This window comes from Leptospira terpstrae serovar Hualin str. LT 11-33 = ATCC 700639, from assembly GCF_000332495.1.
GTDB lineage: Bacteria > Spirochaetota > Leptospiria > Leptospirales > Leptospiraceae > Leptospira_A > Leptospira_A terpstrae.
Genome location: NZ_AOGW02000018.1, coordinates 344,586 through 364,238, shown reverse-complemented (window position 1 = coordinate 364,238; position 19,653 = coordinate 344,586). Strand labels below are relative to the sequence as shown.

Here is a 19,653-nt window from a genome sequence, read left to right as displayed (position 1 = left end):
TTACCAATAACGGAGTTATCAATTAAAAACAGAAACTTATAAAAACCTAAGTTATCATAAAAATATTTTAATTTATTGTTTATAGCTCCATAATATTTTCAAAATATATATTTCACTAAATCCAATACTCTTGGTATAATACTATTTAAGAAAAAAACTAAATATCTAGCCTGAAAGCTGGCATTTAAAATTATCGGAAAATTTATATAATCTTTACAAATCTTTATAAGTATATTAAAGAAAATAATATGAAAATTAAAAACATAATTCTAATTTTACTGCTACTATTTGCAAATTGCCAAAAGGAAAAGGAAGATATTTTTGGAAAATCAAAAGAAACAAGAAAAAAAGAAAGAGAATGTGATCCTGTTTTAACATTCTTCATTTGTGAATCTACTTGTATTAATCCCCCAAGTTATGTTCAAAATTGTGATTCAGCAAAAGGAAGTTGCTATATACAGCGGAATAATATTTGCACAGGTAGCAATAACATGTAGTTGATTATACCAAATACAAAAAACTCAGAGAACTAAAAATTGAATATCTTAATTATTTCTACTAATCATTTCCAGCGCATAACAGCGGGGAAACGCTGCGCTTCGGCACTTACGGCCTCGCTTGGTCTGCGACACATTCCTCTCCGTCACGCTTTCTTGCGATCGCAAGAAGCGCGCCGACGCTAACGCCTACTACGTAGGCTCAGCTACGAGGAACGTCGTCTCCCCTAGTTCGTTATACGACATGTGGCAAAACCAACAGAGAACCAAAAATTGGGGAAAATAAATTAAAAATGAATTGATTTTGTACCGTTATTCCGGCACACTCAAAAAGTGAAAGAATTTACAGCTTATAAAGGCGAAAAATTCACTGTTGAATGGTATTTTGATGAAAAAGAGAAATCTGATGTTCTAGATTATTTCAATGAACTTCCAGATGATTTAAAAATTAAAACTTTGGCTTTGTTCAAAAGATTTGCTGATATTGGTGAAATCAAAGACAAAACTAAATTCAATTTTGAAGGAGACTCTCTTTTCGCTTTCAAACCAATTCCTCACAGGTTTCTTTGCTTTTTTGTAAAAGGGAAGAAAATAATCATTACTAATGCTTTTGTTAAGAAAACTGATAAACTGCCTAAAAACGAAAAGATTAGAGCTATAAAAAGAAGGGAAGATTATGAAACAAGAAGTAAAAAAGGCATCTACTACTAAATCTACATTTGATCGTTTAATGAAAGATAAATCCTTCAAAGCTAAATTTGAAAAGGAATATGATGCTCTAAATCTTTCTGAAACTTTAATCGAACTTATGGAATCGCAAAAAGTATCCGTTAGAGAACTTTCAAAAAAAGCAAATGTTTCTAGCACGGTAATTCAAGAAATTAGAAGTGGAAAACAAGATAATCCAACTTTACTTGTCCTATCTAAATTAATTCACACCTTAGGTGGAGAAATAGTCATAAAGAAAGGGAAGAAAACATTGGCTAGTGTATAAACCACACGTCGTATAACAGCGGGGAAACGCTGCGCTTCGGCACTTACGGCCTCGCTTGGGCTACGCCACATTCCTCTCCGTCACGCTTCTCGCTCCGCAAGAAGACGCGCCGACGCTAACGCCTCTGCGAGGCTCAGCTACGAGGAACGTCGTCTCCCCTAGTTCGTTATGCGCAATCATTTAAACAGAATTTCAAATAAGATATGAATAAAAATATAAAATAAAACCGCAGATGATTTCTAAAATAACAACATTCTTAATTACATTACTTATTCTTCTTATAACTTTAATATTAATTAAACAAATACTAAGAAACTTACTAATCAAATATATCAAATCATCTTGGATATCCGATAAAAATAGTTCAACACTTCCAGCCGAAGTAAAAATTTTATCAGAAATACTTAATTCATATGGATTTGAATTTATTGGAATTAAATCTGAAAAATTCCCTTTCATATTCAAAGAAAATATAGAATGGAATTTCTCTTCCTCTGAAAATATTTGTTTTGCATCTATAGTAAAATTTAACGAAAAACATCTTTTCTATTTTTATACTCCATTTAAAACAGGTGAAATTCTAATTACAGCTAATGGAATTTTTACAGAAATAAAAACTCAAAAATTCTTTACTTCCAACGTAATATCACAATCTATTAATGAAGTTCTGATATTTCATAAAAGAAAAATTAATGAACTTATTTCTAATTCTAGCATTCCTTACGAAAAATTTGACAGAAAATTAAGATTAGATGCTACAAATTTATTTTATTCTGCAAAAGAATATAGAAATTATCTAAGACGAACAAATTTATATCTAATGGTAACTATATTTTTGTTAATATTTTCCGCAGTAATTTTGAATAAAAATCTATTATAAAAATGACTGCGCATAACAGCAACTAACCGCTTCGCTTCGGGACTTCCGCCCTCGCTCGGTCTGCGACACATAGGCTTCTGGCACTCCTCTTGCTTCCGCAAGCGTCGTTCCAGTCCCTAACGTCCCGTTCGGGACTCAGGGCCAGCCTACGTCGGTTAGTCTAGTTCGTTAGCCGAAATTCACAGATCGAAACAATAAAAACTACAATTGAAAATAACATCAGTAGAAAAAAAGACAATTCACAATCACAGGAGATTTTCCATGAAACAACTAATACCCTTTATTCTTTTCTTTCTAGGTTGCGCGAGCATTCTTAAAGAACAAAAACCTATCATAGCAATTAATTTAACTCTACCTGCATCATTAGAATGGCAGATCATAACTGATAAAAATGATCAAAACGAAGCGCTAAAAGAATGGATTCCAATTGATAAAAATATTCAAAATACCGAATGGATCATCGTTAAACAAAGTTTTAGAAATACAAGCTCCGCTTACTCTTTTTTGAATTCTGTTCTAAATCTTGCAAAATCTAAATGTTCGGACATTTTAATAAACGCTCCACAACAAATTGATTTTCACGATTATGAAAGCTATACTGCTCGCTTTATGTGTGCTCAACAAATTGATAAAGATTACGGAACTATCACTGAAATGAGAGTAATTTCTGATAATATTCAACTTTTTGTTGTTACTAGTGAACGAAGACTATCGCCTACTACAAAAGCTGGACAATTTCAATTTAAAACTCCAGCAGAAATTATTGAATTTTCTAAGAAGAATAAAGAATCTACTGACTTTATTCGAAATTCTATTAATTTATGTAGTGCCAATTGTAATTGATATACTATTCATTTCTTCAAAAAAAATAATTTGAAAAAATTAAATCTAGTAGAAGTGAACTTCGGCTAACAGCAACTAACCGCTTCACTTCGGGACTTACGCCCTCGTTCGGTCTACGACACATAGGCTTTTGTCACTCCTCTTGCCTGCGCAAGCGTCGTGCCAATCCCTAACGTCCCGTCCGGGACTCAGGGTCAGCCTACGTCGGTTAGTCTAGTTCGTTATACGAAATTTTGGAAAAATATGAGAAAAATAATTACAATATTCATACTATTTACTATTTCAAAATGCACATCTATTAAAAGTGAATTTAAAGAACTCTCAATCCTAAACAAATATACATCTGAAGAAAATATTGAAATAAAAATTCATGAATCATATAATGAAAAAATCGTTACTATTTTTAAAAAACACAAAAAAGAAAATCAAAAAGTTACGCTATATTTTGATCGAACGAGTTTTTTAGGATTTCAAAACAAAAATAAAGTAATACTGGATTCACTTAACAATATAAAATCCAAAAATGTATCTTACTATCTAATTGATAAATTCAGAGTTGCTGGTTACGAAATCGTAATTTACCCCTACAACTATAATAAATTTATTAAATTTATTTCAACGATTTCATTAGGTTTAATTCCTACAACGGACGAATTTGAATTAGTTCTAGAATTATCCGTTTCAAATATAGAAAATATTACAAAAACAAAAGTAGCTAAATCTTCCTCAGTCATTTATTTACATAATGGAATTGATTATTCGAGATTTAAACCTTTACATGAATATAAAGATGAAGGAATTATGCAAGCATACGAAATTCTTGCACAATATATTTTAAATTAAAATCCAAAACTTCGTATAACAGCGACTAACCGCTTCGCTTTGGGACGCACCCTCGCTCGGTCTCCGACACATAGGCTTTTGGCACTCCTCTTGCTTGCGCAAGCGTCGTGCCAATCCCTAACGTCCCGTTCCGGGACTCAGGGTCAGCCTACGTCGGTTAGTCTAGTTCGTTATGCGAAATAAAACAAAATTAATCTAAAAATATGAATCCATTAGGTGTATTAGAAGCAATTGGTCTATTTTTCTATTGGATTGTTTATCTGGTGAACCCTAGCTTTAGAGAAGATGAAAAGATTAAAGAAATTGAAAGAAAGGAACACCAAAAGTTAACTTTAAAAATTGAAAAAAAGAAATCTCAAGATAAAGAAATAAAAGAATTTGAGGAAAATCGTAAAAATAAAATTAATAACAATGAAGATCTTATAAAAATCTGTTTCGATGATACAGTATTTTGTGATGAATATCAAATTCTAATAGAAAAAATAAAAACAGAAACAAAGAATATTAAATTTAGAATGGAATTTGAAGAAGAATGGAATAATACTTTTTCAAACATAAATTATGGATGCTATTGTAGAAATAAACCAAATTTAACAATTTACAATACTTGTCCTATATACGAAGATCCCCTAGATAACGCATGTAAATTAAGGCAAGATTGTATTTCTTCTAAAAATCTGGCTTGGAATGAAAGTTTGGAATGTAATTCTGATTTTTCCGCTTTTCTTGATACGATTCCCTATTCAAATATGAAGAAATTCGATTCATTGACAAATGAAGAGATTATGCTTATGACTGCTAATAAATATAAAGCTCTTCTAAATATATATAATAAATTAAATTGAATATCAGTTTTACTTCGCATAACAGCAGCTACTCACTGCGCTTCGGCACTTCGGCTTCGCTTGGGCTGCGCCACATTTCCCTCCTGGCATTCGTTTGCATCCGCAAACTACATGCCAGCCCCTAACGTCCCGTCACCGGGACTCAGGGTCGGGAAACGTCGAGTAGCCTAGTTCGTTAGTTGCAATGGAAATTTTCATTATAAGTTGACGTTCTTTTCAACTATTAAATATATTATAATATGAACATTAAAACATTAACATTACTTTTACCATTGATAGTCAACTGTGCTACACATGGAATTTATAAAAAAATAATTCAGACACTTTTGACGAAGCTAATTCTGCAGAAATCAGAGTATCTAACTTCATTATTAGAAAAATTAATGGACAGCCTATTGATTCTGTTCTTGAAAAAACAGGTACGAATATCTTCATTAGCAAACCTAGTTACGATAAACATTTTAAAGTTCCTCCAGGTGATTATGAATTTGAACTCTTCTATTTTCATTTCCAAAACAGAAGATATGCCGGCTCTATTACTTCTACCACTACTACTTCATATAACATGAAACTTAAATTTACAGCTAAAAAAGATCAGATAATCAATATTTGCTTTGAAATGCTTTCCGAATCTAATGCTGGTACCAAAGTAAAAGCTGAAGCTAGAATATATAACTATCCAGATGATTACAAACCTCCAGTATACATCCCATATGCATCGTAATTAAATTTTATTCCAGATGCGTGTTATGGTTACTCTGGTAAAAATTCGACCATTATTGGATCTAGTAATTAACATATTAAAAAAAATCTCTACGGTTAGCCACTGCAACTAACAGCGGCTAACCACTTCGCTTCGGGTCTTCGCCCTCGCTCGGCCTGCGGCACATAGGCTTTCTGTCACTCGCTTGCATACGCAAGCTCCGTGCCAGTCCCTAACGTCCCGATGGGACTCAGGGTCAGCCTACGTCGGTTAGCCTAGTTCGTTATACGAAAGTTTCGGGAAAGCTTTATTCCTAATTTAAGTTCTCGAAAAAATATAAAATGAAATCTTGACAACCCCTACTGAGTAGGGTTTAATGGATTATTGAAAAGATTATTCGTTCATTTACCGGATTTTGATAATTTCTGGAAGAAAGCAAAACTAGATGATCAGGAACTTTTAGAGTTTCAAACTCATTTACTAGAAAATCCGAAATCTGGTGTTGTAATTAAAGAAACTAACGGGATCAGAAAAGTCCGGTGGAAAAAGAAAGGATCAGGCAAAAGTTCTGGAATCAGAGTCTTCTACCTTGATGTTGAAGAGTTTGAAATTCTCTTTCTCATTACCTTACTTGAAAAGAATGATAAAGATAACTTATCTAAAGCACAGCTAAAAATTTTAGGACAGTTGACTTTAACACTAAAAGATGCTTTAAAAAAAGAAAGGAGGAAGTTATGAAAAATACATCAAACAATAAATTGTTTAACAGTCTTAATAAAGGTTTGAATGAAGCTATTGAATTTTCAGAAGGAAAATCTAACTTAAAACTAAAACAAACTTCTATATCCGTTCCGAAACTTCCTAATTTCAAAGGAAAAGATATTAAAAATATTAGAACCAAATTACATCTTACTCAATCTGTTTTTGCAAACACACTGGGAGTTTCGGAGAAAACTGTAGAGGCATGGGAATCTGGAAGAAATATTCCACAAGGACCAGCACAAAGAATGCTATTCGTTTTAAAAAATAATTCAAATCCGCTAGATATTTTAGGAATAAAAGTTAGTTAGTAATACTCCCAAAACCTTCGTATAACAGCGCATTAACGCTTCGCTTCGGGACTTCGCCCTCGCTCGGCCTGCGGCACATAGGCTTTCTGTCACTCGTTTGCATCCGCAAACTCCGTGCCAGTCCCTAACGTCCCATCCTGGGATTCAGGGTCAGCCTACGTCGTTAACGCTATTTCGTTATGCGCAATATTGCAAACCTGCCTTTAAAATGAAAATCATCATTCTAATTTCAATCTTAACATCCTTTATAAGTTGCAGCATAACAAAGAGATCTTTTAAAAAATTAAATACTTATCAATTAAATAAAATTGACAATAGATTTAATGATTATGTTATTCATTTCGAATATCCGTTTTACAGAACTAACAAAAAAATATCTGGAAATATTAACAATGGAGTTATTGATTCTTTAAAAAATTGCCAAATCGCGAATAAAAAAATCAATTTATATGGTGGATTTTCAAAATTTTTAAATAACTCTTCCGAATCAATTTATACTTTAACTGATAACACTAATAACAACAAACTAATAAGAATTGATCTTCATTTATTTTTAGATGATGAACAAAATATTCATAATTTAATTCCTCAATCTAAACTACTTTATGATAGCATCGATCCTAATGACTTTCAAAACAAACTAATTAATTTTAATCTTTATCATTATTCTCTTACAAATCCAATTTTAAACTTTGAATTTGTTGAAAATTCAAAATACACTCCTCCTCGCTTGGAAAAAGTTGAGCTTGAAGAATATTTAAATTTTGGAAAGTTAGTTGGAAAAGAATTATGCGATGCGTTAAAAAATATTTAATAATGCAATACTGCGCATAACAGCGGGGAAACGCTGCGCTTCGGCACTACGGCCTCGCTTGGGCTGTGCCACATTCCTCTCCGTCACGCTTCTTGCTACGCAAGAAGACGCGCCGACGCTAACGCCTCTGTGAGGCTCAGCTACGAGGAACGTCGTCTCCCCTAGTTCGTTATACGAAATCGCTACATTAAATAATTTAGAAATTTAGATATCAATAGTGAAAAAATTTATAAAAAAAAACGGAATTTCAAGTGTCAATTCAGCTGAATCTATATTCGGAGATCTACTATTTTATCAAAATAAATTACTTATTCCTTTTTTTAACGTATTTATTATTCACGATCACGAGTATGAACTAGAACCTTTCTATGGGAAATATATAAAATTATGTTATCTCGTATTTGAAGATATTTCGGCTATAACATGGAATTATGATATAAGCAGATTATTATCAGTAAAAAATCGTGAATGCTACGGTGGAGAATATTACATTAACCTGGAACATAAAGAGTTTTGGATATCCTATTTAAATGGTTATCTCATATTAGAAGAAACATTTGAAGTTTCATCAAAACCCTGGAATTACAATGGAATTTCAGATAGTTTCTTCCATATATCAAAATATACATTAAAAAATTTAATGAAGCTTTTTTAAAAACAATCAACCAACATATTTCCTAAATTCGTTTTCAAATTCTTCAAATAAATTCATACTAGCATCTTCTATTAAGTTAAAAAATACTAGTTACTTAAAAAACGAAAAAGAACTATTCTCAAAAACCAATAAGATTTCAATTAAATCGAAAAAGTAAAAAACTATTAATTTAACAATATATAATTAATTTCATAACTGCAAAACTTGCATAATCAGATAGACTTTATATTTATTGAGACGTATAAACTGCTAATTATTATACAAATCGCGACTTCGTATAACAGCGACTAACCGCTTCGCTTCGGGACTTACGCCCTCGCTCGGTCTACGACACATAGGCTTCTGGCACTCCCCTTGCCTGCGCAAGTGTCGTGGCCAGTCCCTAACGTCCCGTTCCGGGACTCAGGGCCAGCCTACGTCGGTTAGTCTAGTTCGTTATGCGAAATCAGAGGAATTTAAATGATTAAAATTATAACTATTCAAAAATGCATTTGCCTAGCAGAATGTAAAAATGCTTTTCGAATGGGATCTAGAAAAAGAAAAAACGAATTTAGCAAAACACCAGCTTTCCTTCTCTAAAGCTTCATTAGTTTTTGCCGATCCAAAAACCATTTATTTATCCGATCCTGATCATTCGGATGGAGAAATTAGAGAAATTGCCCTCGGAAAAATTGAAAATATTACCATTGCAGTCGTAATTTTTGTTGATAGATCAAATAAAGGCGAAGAAATTATAAGAATAATCTCTGCTAGAAAAGCAACTTTAAACGAAGAAGCTCAATATTATTCAAAAGAGATAAACTAATATGAGAGAAGAATACGATTTTTCAAAAGGTAAAAGAGGCCTCTATTCAAGGGATAAAAAGGATCTACACTTTCCTGTTTACCTGAACCCTAAGCTGGAAGACTATTATCAAAAAATAGCTACAAAAAAGAATATTGATCTAAATACTATCATAAATACCATTTTGGAAAAAGAAATGGAACTGCATGATAGCCTTTCTTAATAAGCTTCATATTTCATAAGATTGACTCTCATGAAGTCTAGGCGAACAATAAATTACAAAAATATTAATATTATCAGAAAATCCGATCGAAGGTTTAATTTATATTAGCTCTTGGTAGTATGCTTCATATTAATTGGACGAATTAGTAATTGCTAACACATTCTAACTAAATCTATTTTGAAATTGCTAAAAAAGAAAATAAGAGTAATTAGAATAAAATTCTTAGCAACAATTTTCAGAAACCTCTGACTTCGCATAACAGCAACTAACCGCTGCGCTTCGGGACTTCGCCCTCGCTTGGTCTGCGACACATAGGCTTTCTGTCACTCGTTTGCATCCGCAAACTCCGTGCCAGTCCCTAACGTCCCGTTCCGGGACTCAGGGTCAGCCTACGTCGGTTAGTCTAGTTCGTTATACGAAATAAACCAAACTAATATATTATGAACAAAAAAAAATATATTTTCATAGCTTCTTTACTTACTTTGACTAATTGTCTTTCAAGAAATGCCTTGAGAATTCAGGAAGAATTGAATCCTCAAATAAAGAATGATGCTTCAATTATTACAATAAAACTAAAAAATTTCAATCCATCCAATGTTAGTATGGAATTTTATATTCAAGATATAGATTCTTTTGAAAAAAATGGAAATGTTTTCTCTCCAACTTTTTATTTTAGCGAAAATTTCAATTCTGATATAATTAACTTTTCTGTTCCAAAAGGAAAATATACTGGGTTTCTATTCATTAAATCGAAAGACACTATTCCCTACTATAGATCGATTATAGGAATGCATACTATCAATTTTGGCATTAATAATGATTACAATAAAACTCCCGATTTATATAGTCCGTGTGTTCAAAAAACTGAACATGCAAGTGCTCTTTACTCAAGATATATCAAAAATACTAGATGCAATACACTCAACATAACTAATGATAAAATATTATTCGAATTTTCCTTAGACGATAAAAATGAAATTAATTACGGAAATACATTTTTACTACTCTGGTTTAGCGTTTCTTTCGCTTTCTTTAATGGACCTCAGCAATATCCTTATGCTTTGTTTCTTGTATCGCAAGGAATTGCCGGTGTCGTTATAAAAGATGTTCTAATAAATTTTGATAACCACCTGACTTTTAACCAATAAGCGGTTTACTTCGTATAACAGCAACTAACCGCTTCACTTCGGGACTTACGCCCTCGTTCGGTCTGCGACACATAGGCTTCTGGCACTCCTCTTGCTTGCGCAAGCGTCGTTCCAGTCCCTAACGTCCCATTCGGGACTCAGGGCCAGCCTACGTCGGTTAGTCTAGTTCGTTATGCGAAATAATTTCAAATTAAAAGGATAAAATGAAACTCAAAAATAAAATTATTAAAATAGCATTCTTCATATTATATATTTATACTTTTCCAATATATAGTGAAAGTAATTCGGATAGAAAGAAACTTCACATTTACATTACACCTGCTTACATAAATAATTTAAATCAAAAAGGAAATGTCTGGGGAACAAGCGATCAATACTTAAATTTAATGTTTGGATTATTTAATAACTTTTATCTTGGACTATCTTACACTAACGGAAACAGAATAGGTGAACAATATTCAATTTATGCTCTTACTAGACAAAACCAGTTAACTTTAAACAGAAAATCAGATCATCTCACTGGAGAAAAACTAATCTTTAAATCACAGTTCTTCTTTTGGAATAATTTTTACACCAGCATTAATCTTGGTGTTGAAAAAGGATATAAAATATACGAGAATCTTTTCTCTATTAGCTCAAATAATAATCCCGAAATTCAACCTTATCAAACAACAACAATTTTCGCAGACCGACTATTTGGATCCATTGGCTTAGGATACAGAAGAGAGTTTTTATCAAATTTTATTATTGGAACTGAATTTGAATTCGGATATTTATCTGCAAGAAAAATAAATAAATATTATACTTTTGATCCTGGATATTCTAGTAATTATATAAATACATATTTAATTACAAAAGATATGAATGAAGATAAAAATGGTTCTCCAAGGAATTACCATTTTATTTCAATATATGCAGGAGTTGCGATCTAATACGAAATTACTTCGCATAACAGCACCTTCCCGCTACGCTTCGGCACAAGGCCTCGCTCGGGCTGTGCCAAATTGTCCTCCTGTCACTCGTTTGCATTCGCAAACTACGTGCAAGTCCCTAACGTCCCGTTCGGGACTCAGGGTCGGACAACTTCGGGAAGGCTAGTTCGTTAGCCGAAATTCACAAATCGAAATAGTAAAAAAATAACTGGAAATTACATTACAAGTTTATTAAAAAAGGATATTCAAAGGAGACTTTCTATGAAATTATTACTAACTTTTATTTTTTTCTTTATAGGCTGCGCAAGCTTCCGAAAAGAACAAAACCCTATCATCGCGATTAATCTTAAACTACCAATATCTATAGAATGGAAACTCATAACTGATAAAAATGAACAAAACGAATCTATAAAAGAATGGGTTCCTAACGATAAAGATGTTCAAAACTCCGATTGGATCATCGCAAAACAATCCTTTAGAAATACGAGCTCCGCTTACTCTTTTCTAAATTCTATACTAAATCTTGCAAAATCACACTGTACTGATATTTTATCAAATCCTCCACAAGAAAGCGACTTTCACGATTACGAAAGTTATACCGCTCGATTCATGTGTGCTCAACAAATTGGTAAAGATTATGGAACTATCACAGAAATGAGAGTTATATCAGATAACACAAAAGTCTTTGTTATTACTAGCGAACGAAGACTTTCACCTACTGCAAAAGCTGGACAATTCCAATTCAAATCACCTTTGGAAATCATTGCTTTTTCTAAAAAAAATAAGGAATCTACAGAGTTTGTCCGAAATTCAATAGAATTATGTAGTTCTAATTGTAATTGATTGATAAATTCTTAAATAAAATCCAATTCGAAAAGTAAAAAACATAAAATGTGAACTTCGGCTAACAGCACCTTAACGCTTCGCTTCGGGACTTCGCCCTCGCTTGGGCTGCGCCACATTCCCCTTCTGGCACTCGCTTGCATATGCAAGCTACGTGACCAGTCCCTAACGTCCCGTTGGGACTCAGGGTCGGGGAACGTCGTTAAGGCTAGTTCGTTATGCGAAAGTCCTATAAACTATGAATGACATTGAAAAAAATAGAAATGAAATAATCGAACAAAATGCTCTAATACTGAAAGAATATTTTAATTACTGTGATAGTAAGAAAATATATGAATTAGAAAAATTAAATAAAATTGAATTTTCTATCCCTGAATCAGGAATTCAGCAATCTTTACTTAAAGAATTAATCATTTCGGGTTCAAGAAACATTTTAAGTTCATATGAAGAACTTCATATGTTTATAGGTTATACAATAGGATCCGAAATTGTATCAAAAAAAATTGAAAATGAAAAATTATCCAACTACATAAAATACAAACCTAGAAATATCAATTTGAAATTTTCAATCATTAATTATTTTATATTTCTAGATTATATAGCTTATCATTTTTACGATTTAACTTTCAAAACACTATTTAAAAAATCAGGAAAAGAAAGTGTTAAGGAAAATTCAGTCTCTTTTCAATTACTAAACAAAAAGAATAGATTGGCTGAAAAAATCGAGAATTTAAATAAAGATTTGATCAAAAGTATTTATAAATTAGCATTGAAAAATTTCTCAAGAAATGAGATTAGAATTTTATATTTATTGAGAAATATATTCGTTCATCGATTTAATCCTGGTGTAGATAATTTACTCAAAAGTGTTCACTCTTCTTATTATAAGAAAAAATTAAAAATTATTCCTGAAAATATTATAATGAATTTTGGCCGCGGAGAAAATGAATATCATCTAGTTGGTTCATCTTATTTAAAATATGAAATGCTAGAACCAATTATTATGAACATTTCTTCTAATTCAATGGAAATCATGAAATATATGATAAATGCAGGAATCACACATTACGAATAGGACCTTCGCATAACAGCACCTTCCCGCTACGCTTCGGCACAAGGCCTCGCTCGGCCTCCGGCAAATTGTCCTTCTGTCACTCGCTCGCATACGCAAGCTACGTGCCAGTCCCTAACGTCCCGTCGGGACTCAGGGTCGGACAACTTCGGAAAGGCTAGTTCGTTATGCGCAAAAGCTTAAATATATTTTAAAACAAAATGAAAAATCTAATTAAGTTAATATTTCTTTTTCTAATCTTATCTTTTCCAATATTACCCGAAAGCTTCGTTCAGAAACAGGAGAGATTTAGAACTGAAACAAAATATTCTACGTTCATTGGAACAAATTATCTCTCTAATTCATTATTTGGCGCATTTCTAAGTGTAACTTACACGTTGAATAGTTCTTTTGAAATCGGTGGATCTATTCAATTTTCAAAATCAAATAATTTTGATGAAATTGGTGTATTACCAATAGCAGGTTACAAAACTTATACAAAGAATACTGAAAATTCAGGAAAAATATTTTTAAATTATTTTATTCTTGAATCACCTTTCTTTTTAAATTTATCTATTGGATATTTGCCAAACGTAACTTCAGGACTTAAATACATGTTCTATGAAAATAAACAAAACTCAGAACCTGTTTTTAATTTCAATAAATCAGAATTTTCATTAGAACCTACTTTTTATATTTCTCCTGGATTAGGTTATAAATTAATCTTTGATGGTGACTATTTCCTTTACTTCTCCGTAGGCTCTATGTATTTCAATAAAAGGGAAGTTTCAAAAAACTATAGTGCGTTAGCATCTAGTTACCAAAATATAATTCAAGAAATTCTAATTTATTCGCAAACTGATCTTTTCAGAGATCAAATAATGAATTCAGTTTTCAAGAATTATGATACTAAAATCGAAACATATAATGAATTTGGTTTTGGCTTAATTTTTAAGTAAGCTTCAGCGCATAACAGCGGCGAATCGCTGCGCTTCGGCACTTACGGCCTCGCTTGGGCTGCGCCACATTCCTCTCCGTCACGCTTCTCGCTCCGCAAGAAGACGCGCCGACGCTAACGCCTCTTTCAGAGGCTCAGCTACGAGGAACGTCGATTAGCCTAGTTCGTTATGCGAACATTGCGGGGGAGAGTCGCCACATCCGTGTGGCGTTTTCAAGAAATTTAAAAAAATATCAATTTGACAAATATACAAATATTGTATATCTTGGAAAATTATGAATCAGACAGTAAATATCTCTTTCGAAAAAGCACTTTTAAAAGAAATTGATAAAATTGCAAAAAGAGAACATAGATCCAGATCTGAACTGATTCGTGAGGCAGCAAGGACTTACATTGAGAAAAAATCTAAGTGGCAAGCTATCTTCGATTTCGGTACGAAGTCAGTAGAAAGATCAAATCTTACAGAAGCTGACATTTTTGCAGAAATTAAAGCTTTTAGAAAAAATAGAAAAGCTTCTTAATGCTTAAAGTTCTCTTAGATACAAACATTTACATTTCTGCGATTTTATTTAATGGAAAACCTAAGCTAGTTCTACAAGATTTAATCGATGAAGCTTTTGTTGGGTATATTTCAAATGAAATACTCGATGAAATTGAAGAAACTTTAACTAAACCTAAGTTTAAACTTCCAAATGATTTTATTCAGTTCACTATTGAAGAAATCAGAAATGTGACCACTATTATTAAAAATAAACCTCTGAAAGATTATTTAAATTTAAGAGACAGGGATGATTTTCATATTTTAGAAACTGCTTTTTCAGCAAATGTAGATTTCATAATTACTGGAGACAAAGACCTTCTTACTCTTGAAAAAATAAAAAGTTTAAGAATCATTACGCCTGATGAATATTTAAAAATCAAAGAGGAAAATAGCTAAGATTGCGACATCCGTGTCGCTCCCCGCAACGTCGCATAACAGCAACTAACCGCTGCGCTTCGGGACTTCGCCCTCGCTTGGTCTGCGACACATAGGCTTCTGGCACTCCTCTTGCTTGCGCAAGCGTCGTTCCAGTCCCTAACGTCCCGTTCCGGGACTCAGGGCCAGCCTACGTCGGTTAGTCTAGTTCGTTATGCGACATTTTGAAAACTATTAAGAAATACATGAAAAAAATTATATTAACTATTCTACTTGCAAGTTCATCCGTATATTCGGTACAAAATGCAGATCAAAAAGAAAAACTTTGGACTTTTACATTTATTAGAAATTCAACCTATTTATTTCCTTATGAAAAGTATGAATTCAAAGACATTATTGGAGGTTATCGAAATACGGGGAATGAAACAGTTAATAACTTCGAGTTTTCTTTCAAGAAAAAAATTGAAAATACAAATTTCTCTATATATACAGACTTTCTCGAATTTAACAAAAGAGCTTTCTCACAGCAATATGACTTCTATCAAAATAGTGAATTAGTTGCAACAGCACCCGTTTCAATTGGAGATTATTTTAGATCTCAAATTAGAATTGGATTTCTATATACTTTACCGAACTTTACTAACTTAAATATCATTATTGGATCACGATACGTTAAGTCTGAACTTACCGATAATTATCCTTATATCTATTCTATCAAATTTGGCCAAAAGTATATAGGACCTGAAATTGGATTTGAATATCAATCTGATAAATATGCAAACTTCTTCTTTGCTACCAGACTAAGTTTTTTTCAACTATATGGAAGAATCTACAATAATTACTATTTTACTGCTTTGAATACGGATCAGGGATACATTAATGTTAATATACAACCTTATAGTAAATATATTGGCAGAGAGGTATATTTGAAAGCTGGATATTTCTTTACTGAAAATGTTTTTATGACTATAGGTTTAAAATCAATTGTAGCAAAAATCAAACCTGACGATATGAGAGTTTACTCTGGAGATTCTAGATATGATACCATACAAAATATCGAATATGGTACTCGCGGCAATTATACAAAAACAGAAACTTTTAGTTCTGTCGTTATTGAAATCGGAGCAAATATATAACCTCAAAACGTCGCATAACAGCGACTAACCGCTGCGCTTCGGGACTTACGCCCTCGCTTGGTCTGCGACACATAGGCTTCTGGCACTCCTCTTGCTTACGCAAGCGTCGTTCCAGTCCCTAACGTCCCGTTACCGGGACTCAGGGTCAGCCTACGTCGGTTAGCCTAGTTCGTTAGTTGCAATTTCCGAAAATTAGGAAAAAGAAAATATTTAATGCGTTTTTCGCAGATTAGCATTATTCATTAAAAGAAATTTAACTAAGAAAAAGACAAAAGAAAAGAAGAAATAAGAAAATTTCAAAGAACATTAAAGATATTCTCATTATTAAAGCTTCTCTTGGTTTACTTAGTCCAACAAAATATAAAGTACAATTGATAAGAACTAAGATGCTCTGTTTGGGACACAGTCGCGAAAAATAAGATTTACGAAATTAAGAGAAAAAGAAAATTCGGAAAGAAGAAAAAGAATAAGAAAGGAAGAAATTTAAGAATCTTAGATTTATGATCTGTACTTTCTTATACCTAATGCATTCTTAAATTCGGAAACTGCAACTAACAGCGTCTTACCGCTTCGCTTCGGGTTTTCGCCCTCGCTCGGGCTACGCCAAATTGTCCTCCTGTCACTCGTTTGCTTTCGCAAACTACGTGCCAGTCCCTAACGTCCCGTTTACGGGACTCAGGGTCGGACAACTTCGGTAAGACTAATTCGTTATGCGAAATTTCCGGGCGCTTTATTTTTAATAAGTTGCGAGCTTCCGTGCTCGCTAAAAAAGTCAAAAAAGTAGTTGTTACCAATTCGGGAACATGTTCCTATTGACTTGTGAGGGTTATTTCAAGAAAGATTTTAAGAGATTTCTATTCTATTCCTAAATACTCGGACTCTAAAATCCCTATCGAAGTTTGGTTTAAAGACACTTCCAAAGCCAGTTGGAAATCCCCTTCTGATATAAAGAAAAAATACAGAAATGCTAGTTTTCTTAAAGATAATAGAATCGTTTTCAACATACATGGAAACAAATACAGACTCATTATAAAGGTTCATTATAATTTACAGACTGTTTTCATTAGATTTATAGGAACTCACGAACAATACGATAAAATCAATGCTGAGGTGATTTAAATGAACATTAAACCTATCAAGAATCAAAAGGATCACTTAGAAGCTATCTCTGAAATTGAAAAACTGTGGGATGCTAAGAAAAATACTCCCGAATACGATAAATTAGATATTCTAATCACTTTAGTTGATGCTTACGAAGCTAAGCACTACCCGATTGAAGATCCAGATCCAATTGAAGCTTTAAAATCCGTTATGGACGACATGAATATGAAAAGTGTTGATTTGGGAAATCTAATCGGCGGACGAAGTCGTGCCACCGAAATCTTAAATCGAAAAAGAAAACTTACTTTGGAAATGATTCGAAAGATTAATCAGAATCTTGGAATACCTACGGACATTCTAGTAAAAGAATATAAAGTCAAAACTGCCAAGACAGGAAGAAAAAGAACGCCGTCCGTGGCGTAATTCATACAACAAGCCCGAAAACTTCGCATAACAGCAACAAACCGCTGCGCTTCGGGACTTCGCCCTCGCTTGGTCTGCGACACATAGGCTTTCTGTCACTCCTCTTGCTTGCGCAAGCTTCGTGCCAATCCCTAACGTCCCGTTCCGGGACTCAGGGCCAGCCTACGTCGGTTAGTCTAGTTCGTTAACCGCAATTCTGAAATTTCAATTAAATAAAATATGGAGAAAAAAATGGAATATATTTCAACTACCTCTCTAGCAAATGAATGTAACTTACAAACTTCAGATCTTTTTAATTTATTAAAAAAAAATAAATTGGATAGATAGGATTAATGATAAGTGGGTTTTAACTGATGTAGGAAAGAAAAAAGGTGGAATTGTTAAAAATCATCCCAAATTCGGTGAATTCATCGCATAACCAGAAGATATCGAAATACCTTTAGATTCAAGTGGAGCAAAAGCTAAATTATTAAATGCTACTAACATTGGTAAACATTTCGAAATCTCTTCACAAAGATTGAATTTAATTCTTTCTGAACTCGGTTGGATTAAGAAAAATCTATCCGGATGGGAACCAACAAAACTTGGCAAATCATTGGGTGGGAAACTGTTTGAACATGAAGTGTCAGGAGGAACATATGTTCTATGGCCAGATAATATTGTTAATAATAAAATTCTAATTGCTTCCTTATCTGAAACTCATACAACAACAACTGAAACTATTCCAAAATCAGAAACTTCAATTAAAAGCGCTAACTTAGATTCGTTTAGAGAAAAATTCCCTGCTAATTTTAGAACTAAAGATGGACATTTTGTCAGATCAAGAGCAGTGGTTATTATTGATAACGCATTATATGATTATAATTTAGCTCACGCATACGAAAGGAAACTTCCAATTGAAGAAGATATTTATGCAGATTTTTTCATTCCAAGCGAAGGAGTATATATAGAATTCTGGGGATTAGAAGATGATCCAAAATATAATGAAAGAAAAAAAATTAAACAAGAAATATATAAAAAATACGATTTTAAGCTTATTGAATTAAATGATAGTGATATCTCAAATCTTGATGACCATTTACCAAAGAAGTTATTGAAATTTGGAATCAAAGTCTATTAAATTCAGAACTGCGGTTAACAGCGACTAACCGCTTCACTTCGGGACTTACGCCCTCGTTCGTTATACGACATCTGAAAAAATATATACTAATCAAAAAATATGAATTGACCTTACATCATTTCTGATGTATCTTTAAGTGTGTCCAAGAAATGGAAAATTCTATATTTTACAGAAAATGAAGAATTTCCTTCTGAAATAGAAATTTTCATCAATTCAAAAGATGAAAGAAACCAAGCAAAAATATTCGCTTGGTTAAATAAACTTGCTGAACTGGGGCCAAATCTCCCTAGGCCATACGCGGATTTATTAATTGATGGGATCCACGAATTAAGAATTAAACTTTCGGGTTCACAAATAAGAATATTGTATTTCTTCTGCTACAAAGATTATATTATACTTACGAATCAATTTGTAAAAAATACTGATAAAGTCCCCAAAGCAGAAATTAAAAAGGCAATTAAAAGAAGAGATTTTTTCCTAAAAAAATATTCAGAAAAAAACTATAAGGAGTTTAATTTATGAGATCATTGAAAAAACATTTAGATACTAAGTTAAAAAACAAATCTTTTAAGGAAAAATTTGAGGAAGAAAAGGAACTTGTTAGTATCTCTATTGAACTTCAAGCTTTGAGGGAAAAAAAAGGCTTATCACAATCTGATTTAGCTAAAAAAGCTCATGTTACTCAGCAACAACTTTCTAAGATTGAAAACGGCGTGAATTGTAACTTGGCTACTTTTCTAAAAGTATGCCATGCATTGGATTTAGAAATTTCCATTAAAAACAGAAAGCTTTCCGCTTAGATTCAGACGTCGTATAACAGCAACTAACCGCTGCGCTTCGGGACTTCGCCCTCGCTTGGTCTGCGACACATAGG

General features: G+C 32.9%; 26 protein-coding genes. All 26 read left to right on the top strand.

The features are described from left to right. The first annotated feature begins 248 nt into the window (after window positions 1-248). The 26 genes from LEP1GSC203_RS19820 to LEP1GSC203_RS17830 all read left to right on the top strand — a co-directional run bounded on the left by LEP1GSC203_RS19820 (window position 249) and on the right by LEP1GSC203_RS17830 (window position 19,579). Window positions 249-497 (top strand): hypothetical protein, encoded by a 249-nt coding sequence (locus tag LEP1GSC203_RS19820; protein WP_156808611.1) that lies wholly within the window; start codon window positions 249-251, stop codon window positions 495-497. Between the two features lie 333 nt (window positions 498-830). Continuing rightward, window positions 831-1,208: a type II toxin-antitoxin system RelE/ParE family toxin gene (locus tag LEP1GSC203_RS17955; protein ID WP_002975424.1), complete on the top strand. Its 378-nt coding sequence runs from the start codon at window positions 831-833 to the stop codon at window positions 1,206-1,208. Further along, window positions 1,174-1,491, top strand: a complete 318-nt coding sequence (locus tag LEP1GSC203_RS17950) for a helix-turn-helix domain-containing protein (protein ID WP_002975201.1) — start codon at window positions 1,174-1,176, stop codon at window positions 1,489-1,491. Before LEP1GSC203_RS17955 ends, LEP1GSC203_RS17950 begins: the two co-directional genes overlap by 35 nt. 232 nt (window positions 1,492-1,723) lie before the next feature. Further along, window positions 1,724-2,371 carry a hypothetical protein gene (locus LEP1GSC203_RS17945; protein ID WP_002975350.1) on the top strand — a complete coding sequence of 216 codons (648 nt, stop codon included), beginning with the start codon at window positions 1,724-1,726 and terminating at the stop codon, window positions 2,369-2,371. Between the two features lie 261 nt (window positions 2,372-2,632). Next, on the top strand, window positions 2,633-3,214 hold the full coding sequence (locus LEP1GSC203_RS17940) for a hypothetical protein (RefSeq protein ID WP_002975374.1): 582 nt from the start codon (window positions 2,633-2,635) through the stop codon (window positions 3,212-3,214). A gap of 243 nt (window positions 3,215-3,457) precedes the next feature. Continuing rightward, a complete protein-coding gene (locus tag LEP1GSC203_RS17935) occupies window positions 3,458-4,057 on the top strand; it encodes a hypothetical protein (protein WP_002975445.1) in 600 nt (199 codons plus the stop codon). A 203-nt stretch (window positions 4,058-4,260) separates the two neighbouring features. Further along, window positions 4,261-4,902: a hypothetical protein gene (locus LEP1GSC203_RS17930; protein WP_002975263.1), complete on the top strand. Its 642-nt coding sequence runs from the start codon at window positions 4,261-4,263 to the stop codon at window positions 4,900-4,902. Window positions 4,903-5,989: 1,087 nt separating this feature from the next. Further along, window positions 5,990-6,343: a type II toxin-antitoxin system RelE/ParE family toxin gene (locus LEP1GSC203_RS17920; protein WP_002975353.1), complete on the top strand. Its 354-nt coding sequence runs from the start codon at window positions 5,990-5,992 to the stop codon at window positions 6,341-6,343. Continuing rightward, the gene (locus LEP1GSC203_RS17915) at window positions 6,340-6,675 is read left to right on the top strand and encodes a helix-turn-helix domain-containing protein (protein WP_002975421.1); all 336 of its coding nucleotides are present in this window, start codon (window positions 6,340-6,342) and stop codon (window positions 6,673-6,675) included. Before LEP1GSC203_RS17920 ends, LEP1GSC203_RS17915 begins: the two co-directional genes overlap by 4 nt. 208 nt (window positions 6,676-6,883) lie before the next feature. Beyond that, the gene (locus tag LEP1GSC203_RS17910; protein ID WP_002975434.1) at window positions 6,884-7,489 is read left to right on the top strand and encodes a hypothetical protein; all 606 of its coding nucleotides are present in this window, start codon (window positions 6,884-6,886) and stop codon (window positions 7,487-7,489) included. 217 nt (window positions 7,490-7,706) lie between these two features. After that, window positions 7,707-8,144 (top strand): hypothetical protein, encoded by a 438-nt coding sequence (locus LEP1GSC203_RS17905; RefSeq protein ID WP_039938357.1) that lies wholly within the window; start codon window positions 7,707-7,709, stop codon window positions 8,142-8,144. A 511-nt stretch (window positions 8,145-8,655) separates the two neighbouring features. Next, entirely contained in the window at window positions 8,656-8,949 is a 294-nt protein-coding gene (locus tag LEP1GSC203_RS17900) for a BrnT family toxin (protein ID WP_002975254.1), read from the top strand. A gap of 1 nt (window position 8,950) precedes the next feature. Next, window positions 8,951-9,151: a hypothetical protein gene (locus LEP1GSC203_RS17895; protein ID WP_002975314.1), complete on the top strand. Its 201-nt coding sequence runs from the start codon at window positions 8,951-8,953 to the stop codon at window positions 9,149-9,151. 440 nt (window positions 9,152-9,591) lie between these two features. After that, window positions 9,592-10,299 carry a hypothetical protein gene (locus tag LEP1GSC203_RS17890; RefSeq protein WP_002975382.1) on the top strand — a complete coding sequence of 236 codons (708 nt, stop codon included), beginning with the start codon at window positions 9,592-9,594 and terminating at the stop codon, window positions 10,297-10,299. 203 nt (window positions 10,300-10,502) lie between these two features. Then, window positions 10,503-11,231 carry a hypothetical protein gene (locus LEP1GSC203_RS17885; RefSeq protein ID WP_002975195.1) on the top strand — a complete coding sequence of 243 codons (729 nt, stop codon included), beginning with the start codon at window positions 10,503-10,505 and terminating at the stop codon, window positions 11,229-11,231. 261 nt (window positions 11,232-11,492) lie between these two features. Then, window positions 11,493-12,074 carry a hypothetical protein gene (locus LEP1GSC203_RS17880; RefSeq protein WP_002975243.1) on the top strand — a complete coding sequence of 194 codons (582 nt, stop codon included), beginning with the start codon at window positions 11,493-11,495 and terminating at the stop codon, window positions 12,072-12,074. Between the two features lie 238 nt (window positions 12,075-12,312). Next, the gene (locus LEP1GSC203_RS17875) at window positions 12,313-13,149 is read left to right on the top strand and encodes a hypothetical protein (RefSeq protein ID WP_002975286.1); all 837 of its coding nucleotides are present in this window, start codon (window positions 12,313-12,315) and stop codon (window positions 13,147-13,149) included. A gap of 197 nt (window positions 13,150-13,346) precedes the next feature. Next, window positions 13,347-14,084, top strand: coding sequence for a hypothetical protein (locus LEP1GSC203_RS17870; protein WP_039938354.1), 738 nt, complete (start codon window positions 13,347-13,349; stop codon window positions 14,082-14,084). Window positions 14,085-14,358: 274 nt separating this feature from the next. Further along, on the top strand, window positions 14,359-14,604 hold the full coding sequence (locus tag LEP1GSC203_RS17865) for a CopG family ribbon-helix-helix protein (RefSeq protein ID WP_002975346.1): 246 nt from the start codon (window positions 14,359-14,361) through the stop codon (window positions 14,602-14,604). After that, on the top strand, window positions 14,604-15,020 hold the full coding sequence (locus LEP1GSC203_RS17860) for a putative toxin-antitoxin system toxin component, PIN family (RefSeq protein WP_002975322.1): 417 nt from the start codon (window positions 14,604-14,606) through the stop codon (window positions 15,018-15,020). The genes LEP1GSC203_RS17865 and LEP1GSC203_RS17860 overlap by 1 nt, the downstream gene beginning before the upstream one ends. A gap of 224 nt (window positions 15,021-15,244) precedes the next feature. Further along, on the top strand, window positions 15,245-16,135 hold the full coding sequence (locus LEP1GSC203_RS17855; RefSeq protein WP_002975483.1) for a hypothetical protein: 891 nt from the start codon (window positions 15,245-15,247) through the stop codon (window positions 16,133-16,135). Window positions 16,136-16,954: 819 nt separating this feature from the next. Beyond that, on the top strand, window positions 16,955-17,254 hold the full coding sequence (locus LEP1GSC203_RS17850) for a type II toxin-antitoxin system HigB family toxin (protein ID WP_039938351.1): 300 nt from the start codon (window positions 16,955-16,957) through the stop codon (window positions 17,252-17,254). Beyond that, window positions 17,255-17,659 carry a helix-turn-helix domain-containing protein gene (locus LEP1GSC203_RS17845; RefSeq protein WP_002975405.1) on the top strand — a complete coding sequence of 135 codons (405 nt, stop codon included), beginning with the start codon at window positions 17,255-17,257 and terminating at the stop codon, window positions 17,657-17,659. It begins immediately after the preceding gene. A gap of 517 nt (window positions 17,660-18,176) precedes the next feature. After that, window positions 18,177-18,779, top strand: a complete 603-nt coding sequence (locus LEP1GSC203_RS17840) for a hypothetical protein (protein ID WP_198008588.1) — start codon at window positions 18,177-18,179, stop codon at window positions 18,777-18,779. A 138-nt stretch (window positions 18,780-18,917) separates the two neighbouring features. After that, window positions 18,918-19,301 carry a type II toxin-antitoxin system RelE/ParE family toxin gene (locus LEP1GSC203_RS17835; protein ID WP_002975264.1) on the top strand — a complete coding sequence of 128 codons (384 nt, stop codon included), beginning with the start codon at window positions 18,918-18,920 and terminating at the stop codon, window positions 19,299-19,301. Further along, window positions 19,298-19,579 (top strand): helix-turn-helix domain-containing protein, encoded by a 282-nt coding sequence (locus LEP1GSC203_RS17830; RefSeq protein WP_002975343.1) that lies wholly within the window; start codon window positions 19,298-19,300, stop codon window positions 19,577-19,579. Before LEP1GSC203_RS17835 ends, LEP1GSC203_RS17830 begins: the two co-directional genes overlap by 4 nt. The last annotated feature ends 74 nt before the right edge of the window (window positions 19,580-19,653 follow it).

Coding starts and splice junctions, on each gene's coding strand:
- LEP1GSC203_RS19820 (WP_156808611.1), top strand. CDS start 249: ATGAAAATTAAAAACATAATTCTAATTTTACTGCTACTATTTGCAAAT.
- LEP1GSC203_RS17950 (WP_002975201.1), top strand. CDS start 1,174: ATGAAACAAGAAGTAAAAAAGGCATCTACTACTAAATCTACATTTGAT.
- LEP1GSC203_RS17945 (WP_002975350.1), top strand. CDS start 1,724: ATGATTTCTAAAATAACAACATTCTTAATTACATTACTTATTCTTCTT.
- LEP1GSC203_RS17940 (WP_002975374.1), top strand. CDS start 2,633: ATGAAACAACTAATACCCTTTATTCTTTTCTTTCTAGGTTGCGCGAGC.
- LEP1GSC203_RS17935 (WP_002975445.1), top strand. CDS start 3,458: ATGAGAAAAATAATTACAATATTCATACTATTTACTATTTCAAAATGC.
- LEP1GSC203_RS17930 (WP_002975263.1), top strand. CDS start 4,261: ATGAATCCATTAGGTGTATTAGAAGCAATTGGTCTATTTTTCTATTGG.
- LEP1GSC203_RS17915 (WP_002975421.1), top strand. CDS start 6,340: ATGAAAAATACATCAAACAATAAATTGTTTAACAGTCTTAATAAAGGT.
- LEP1GSC203_RS17910 (WP_002975434.1), top strand. CDS start 6,884: ATGAAAATCATCATTCTAATTTCAATCTTAACATCCTTTATAAGTTGC.
- LEP1GSC203_RS17900 (WP_002975254.1), top strand. CDS start 8,656: ATGCTTTTCGAATGGGATCTAGAAAAAGAAAAAACGAATTTAGCAAAA.
- LEP1GSC203_RS17895 (WP_002975314.1), top strand. CDS start 8,951: ATGAGAGAAGAATACGATTTTTCAAAAGGTAAAAGAGGCCTCTATTCA.
- LEP1GSC203_RS17890 (WP_002975382.1), top strand. CDS start 9,592: ATGAACAAAAAAAAATATATTTTCATAGCTTCTTTACTTACTTTGACT.
- LEP1GSC203_RS17885 (WP_002975195.1), top strand. CDS start 10,503: ATGAAACTCAAAAATAAAATTATTAAAATAGCATTCTTCATATTATAT.
- LEP1GSC203_RS17880 (WP_002975243.1), top strand. CDS start 11,493: ATGAAATTATTACTAACTTTTATTTTTTTCTTTATAGGCTGCGCAAGC.
- LEP1GSC203_RS17875 (WP_002975286.1), top strand. CDS start 12,313: ATGAATGACATTGAAAAAAATAGAAATGAAATAATCGAACAAAATGCT.
- LEP1GSC203_RS17870 (WP_039938354.1), top strand. CDS start 13,347: ATGAAAAATCTAATTAAGTTAATATTTCTTTTTCTAATCTTATCTTTT.
- LEP1GSC203_RS17865 (WP_002975346.1), top strand. CDS start 14,359: ATGAATCAGACAGTAAATATCTCTTTCGAAAAAGCACTTTTAAAAGAA.
- LEP1GSC203_RS17860 (WP_002975322.1), top strand. CDS start 14,604: ATGCTTAAAGTTCTCTTAGATACAAACATTTACATTTCTGCGATTTTA.
- LEP1GSC203_RS17855 (WP_002975483.1), top strand. CDS start 15,245: ATGAAAAAAATTATATTAACTATTCTACTTGCAAGTTCATCCGTATAT.
- LEP1GSC203_RS17845 (WP_002975405.1), top strand. CDS start 17,255: ATGAACATTAAACCTATCAAGAATCAAAAGGATCACTTAGAAGCTATC.
- LEP1GSC203_RS17830 (WP_002975343.1), top strand. CDS start 19,298: ATGAGATCATTGAAAAAACATTTAGATACTAAGTTAAAAAACAAATCT.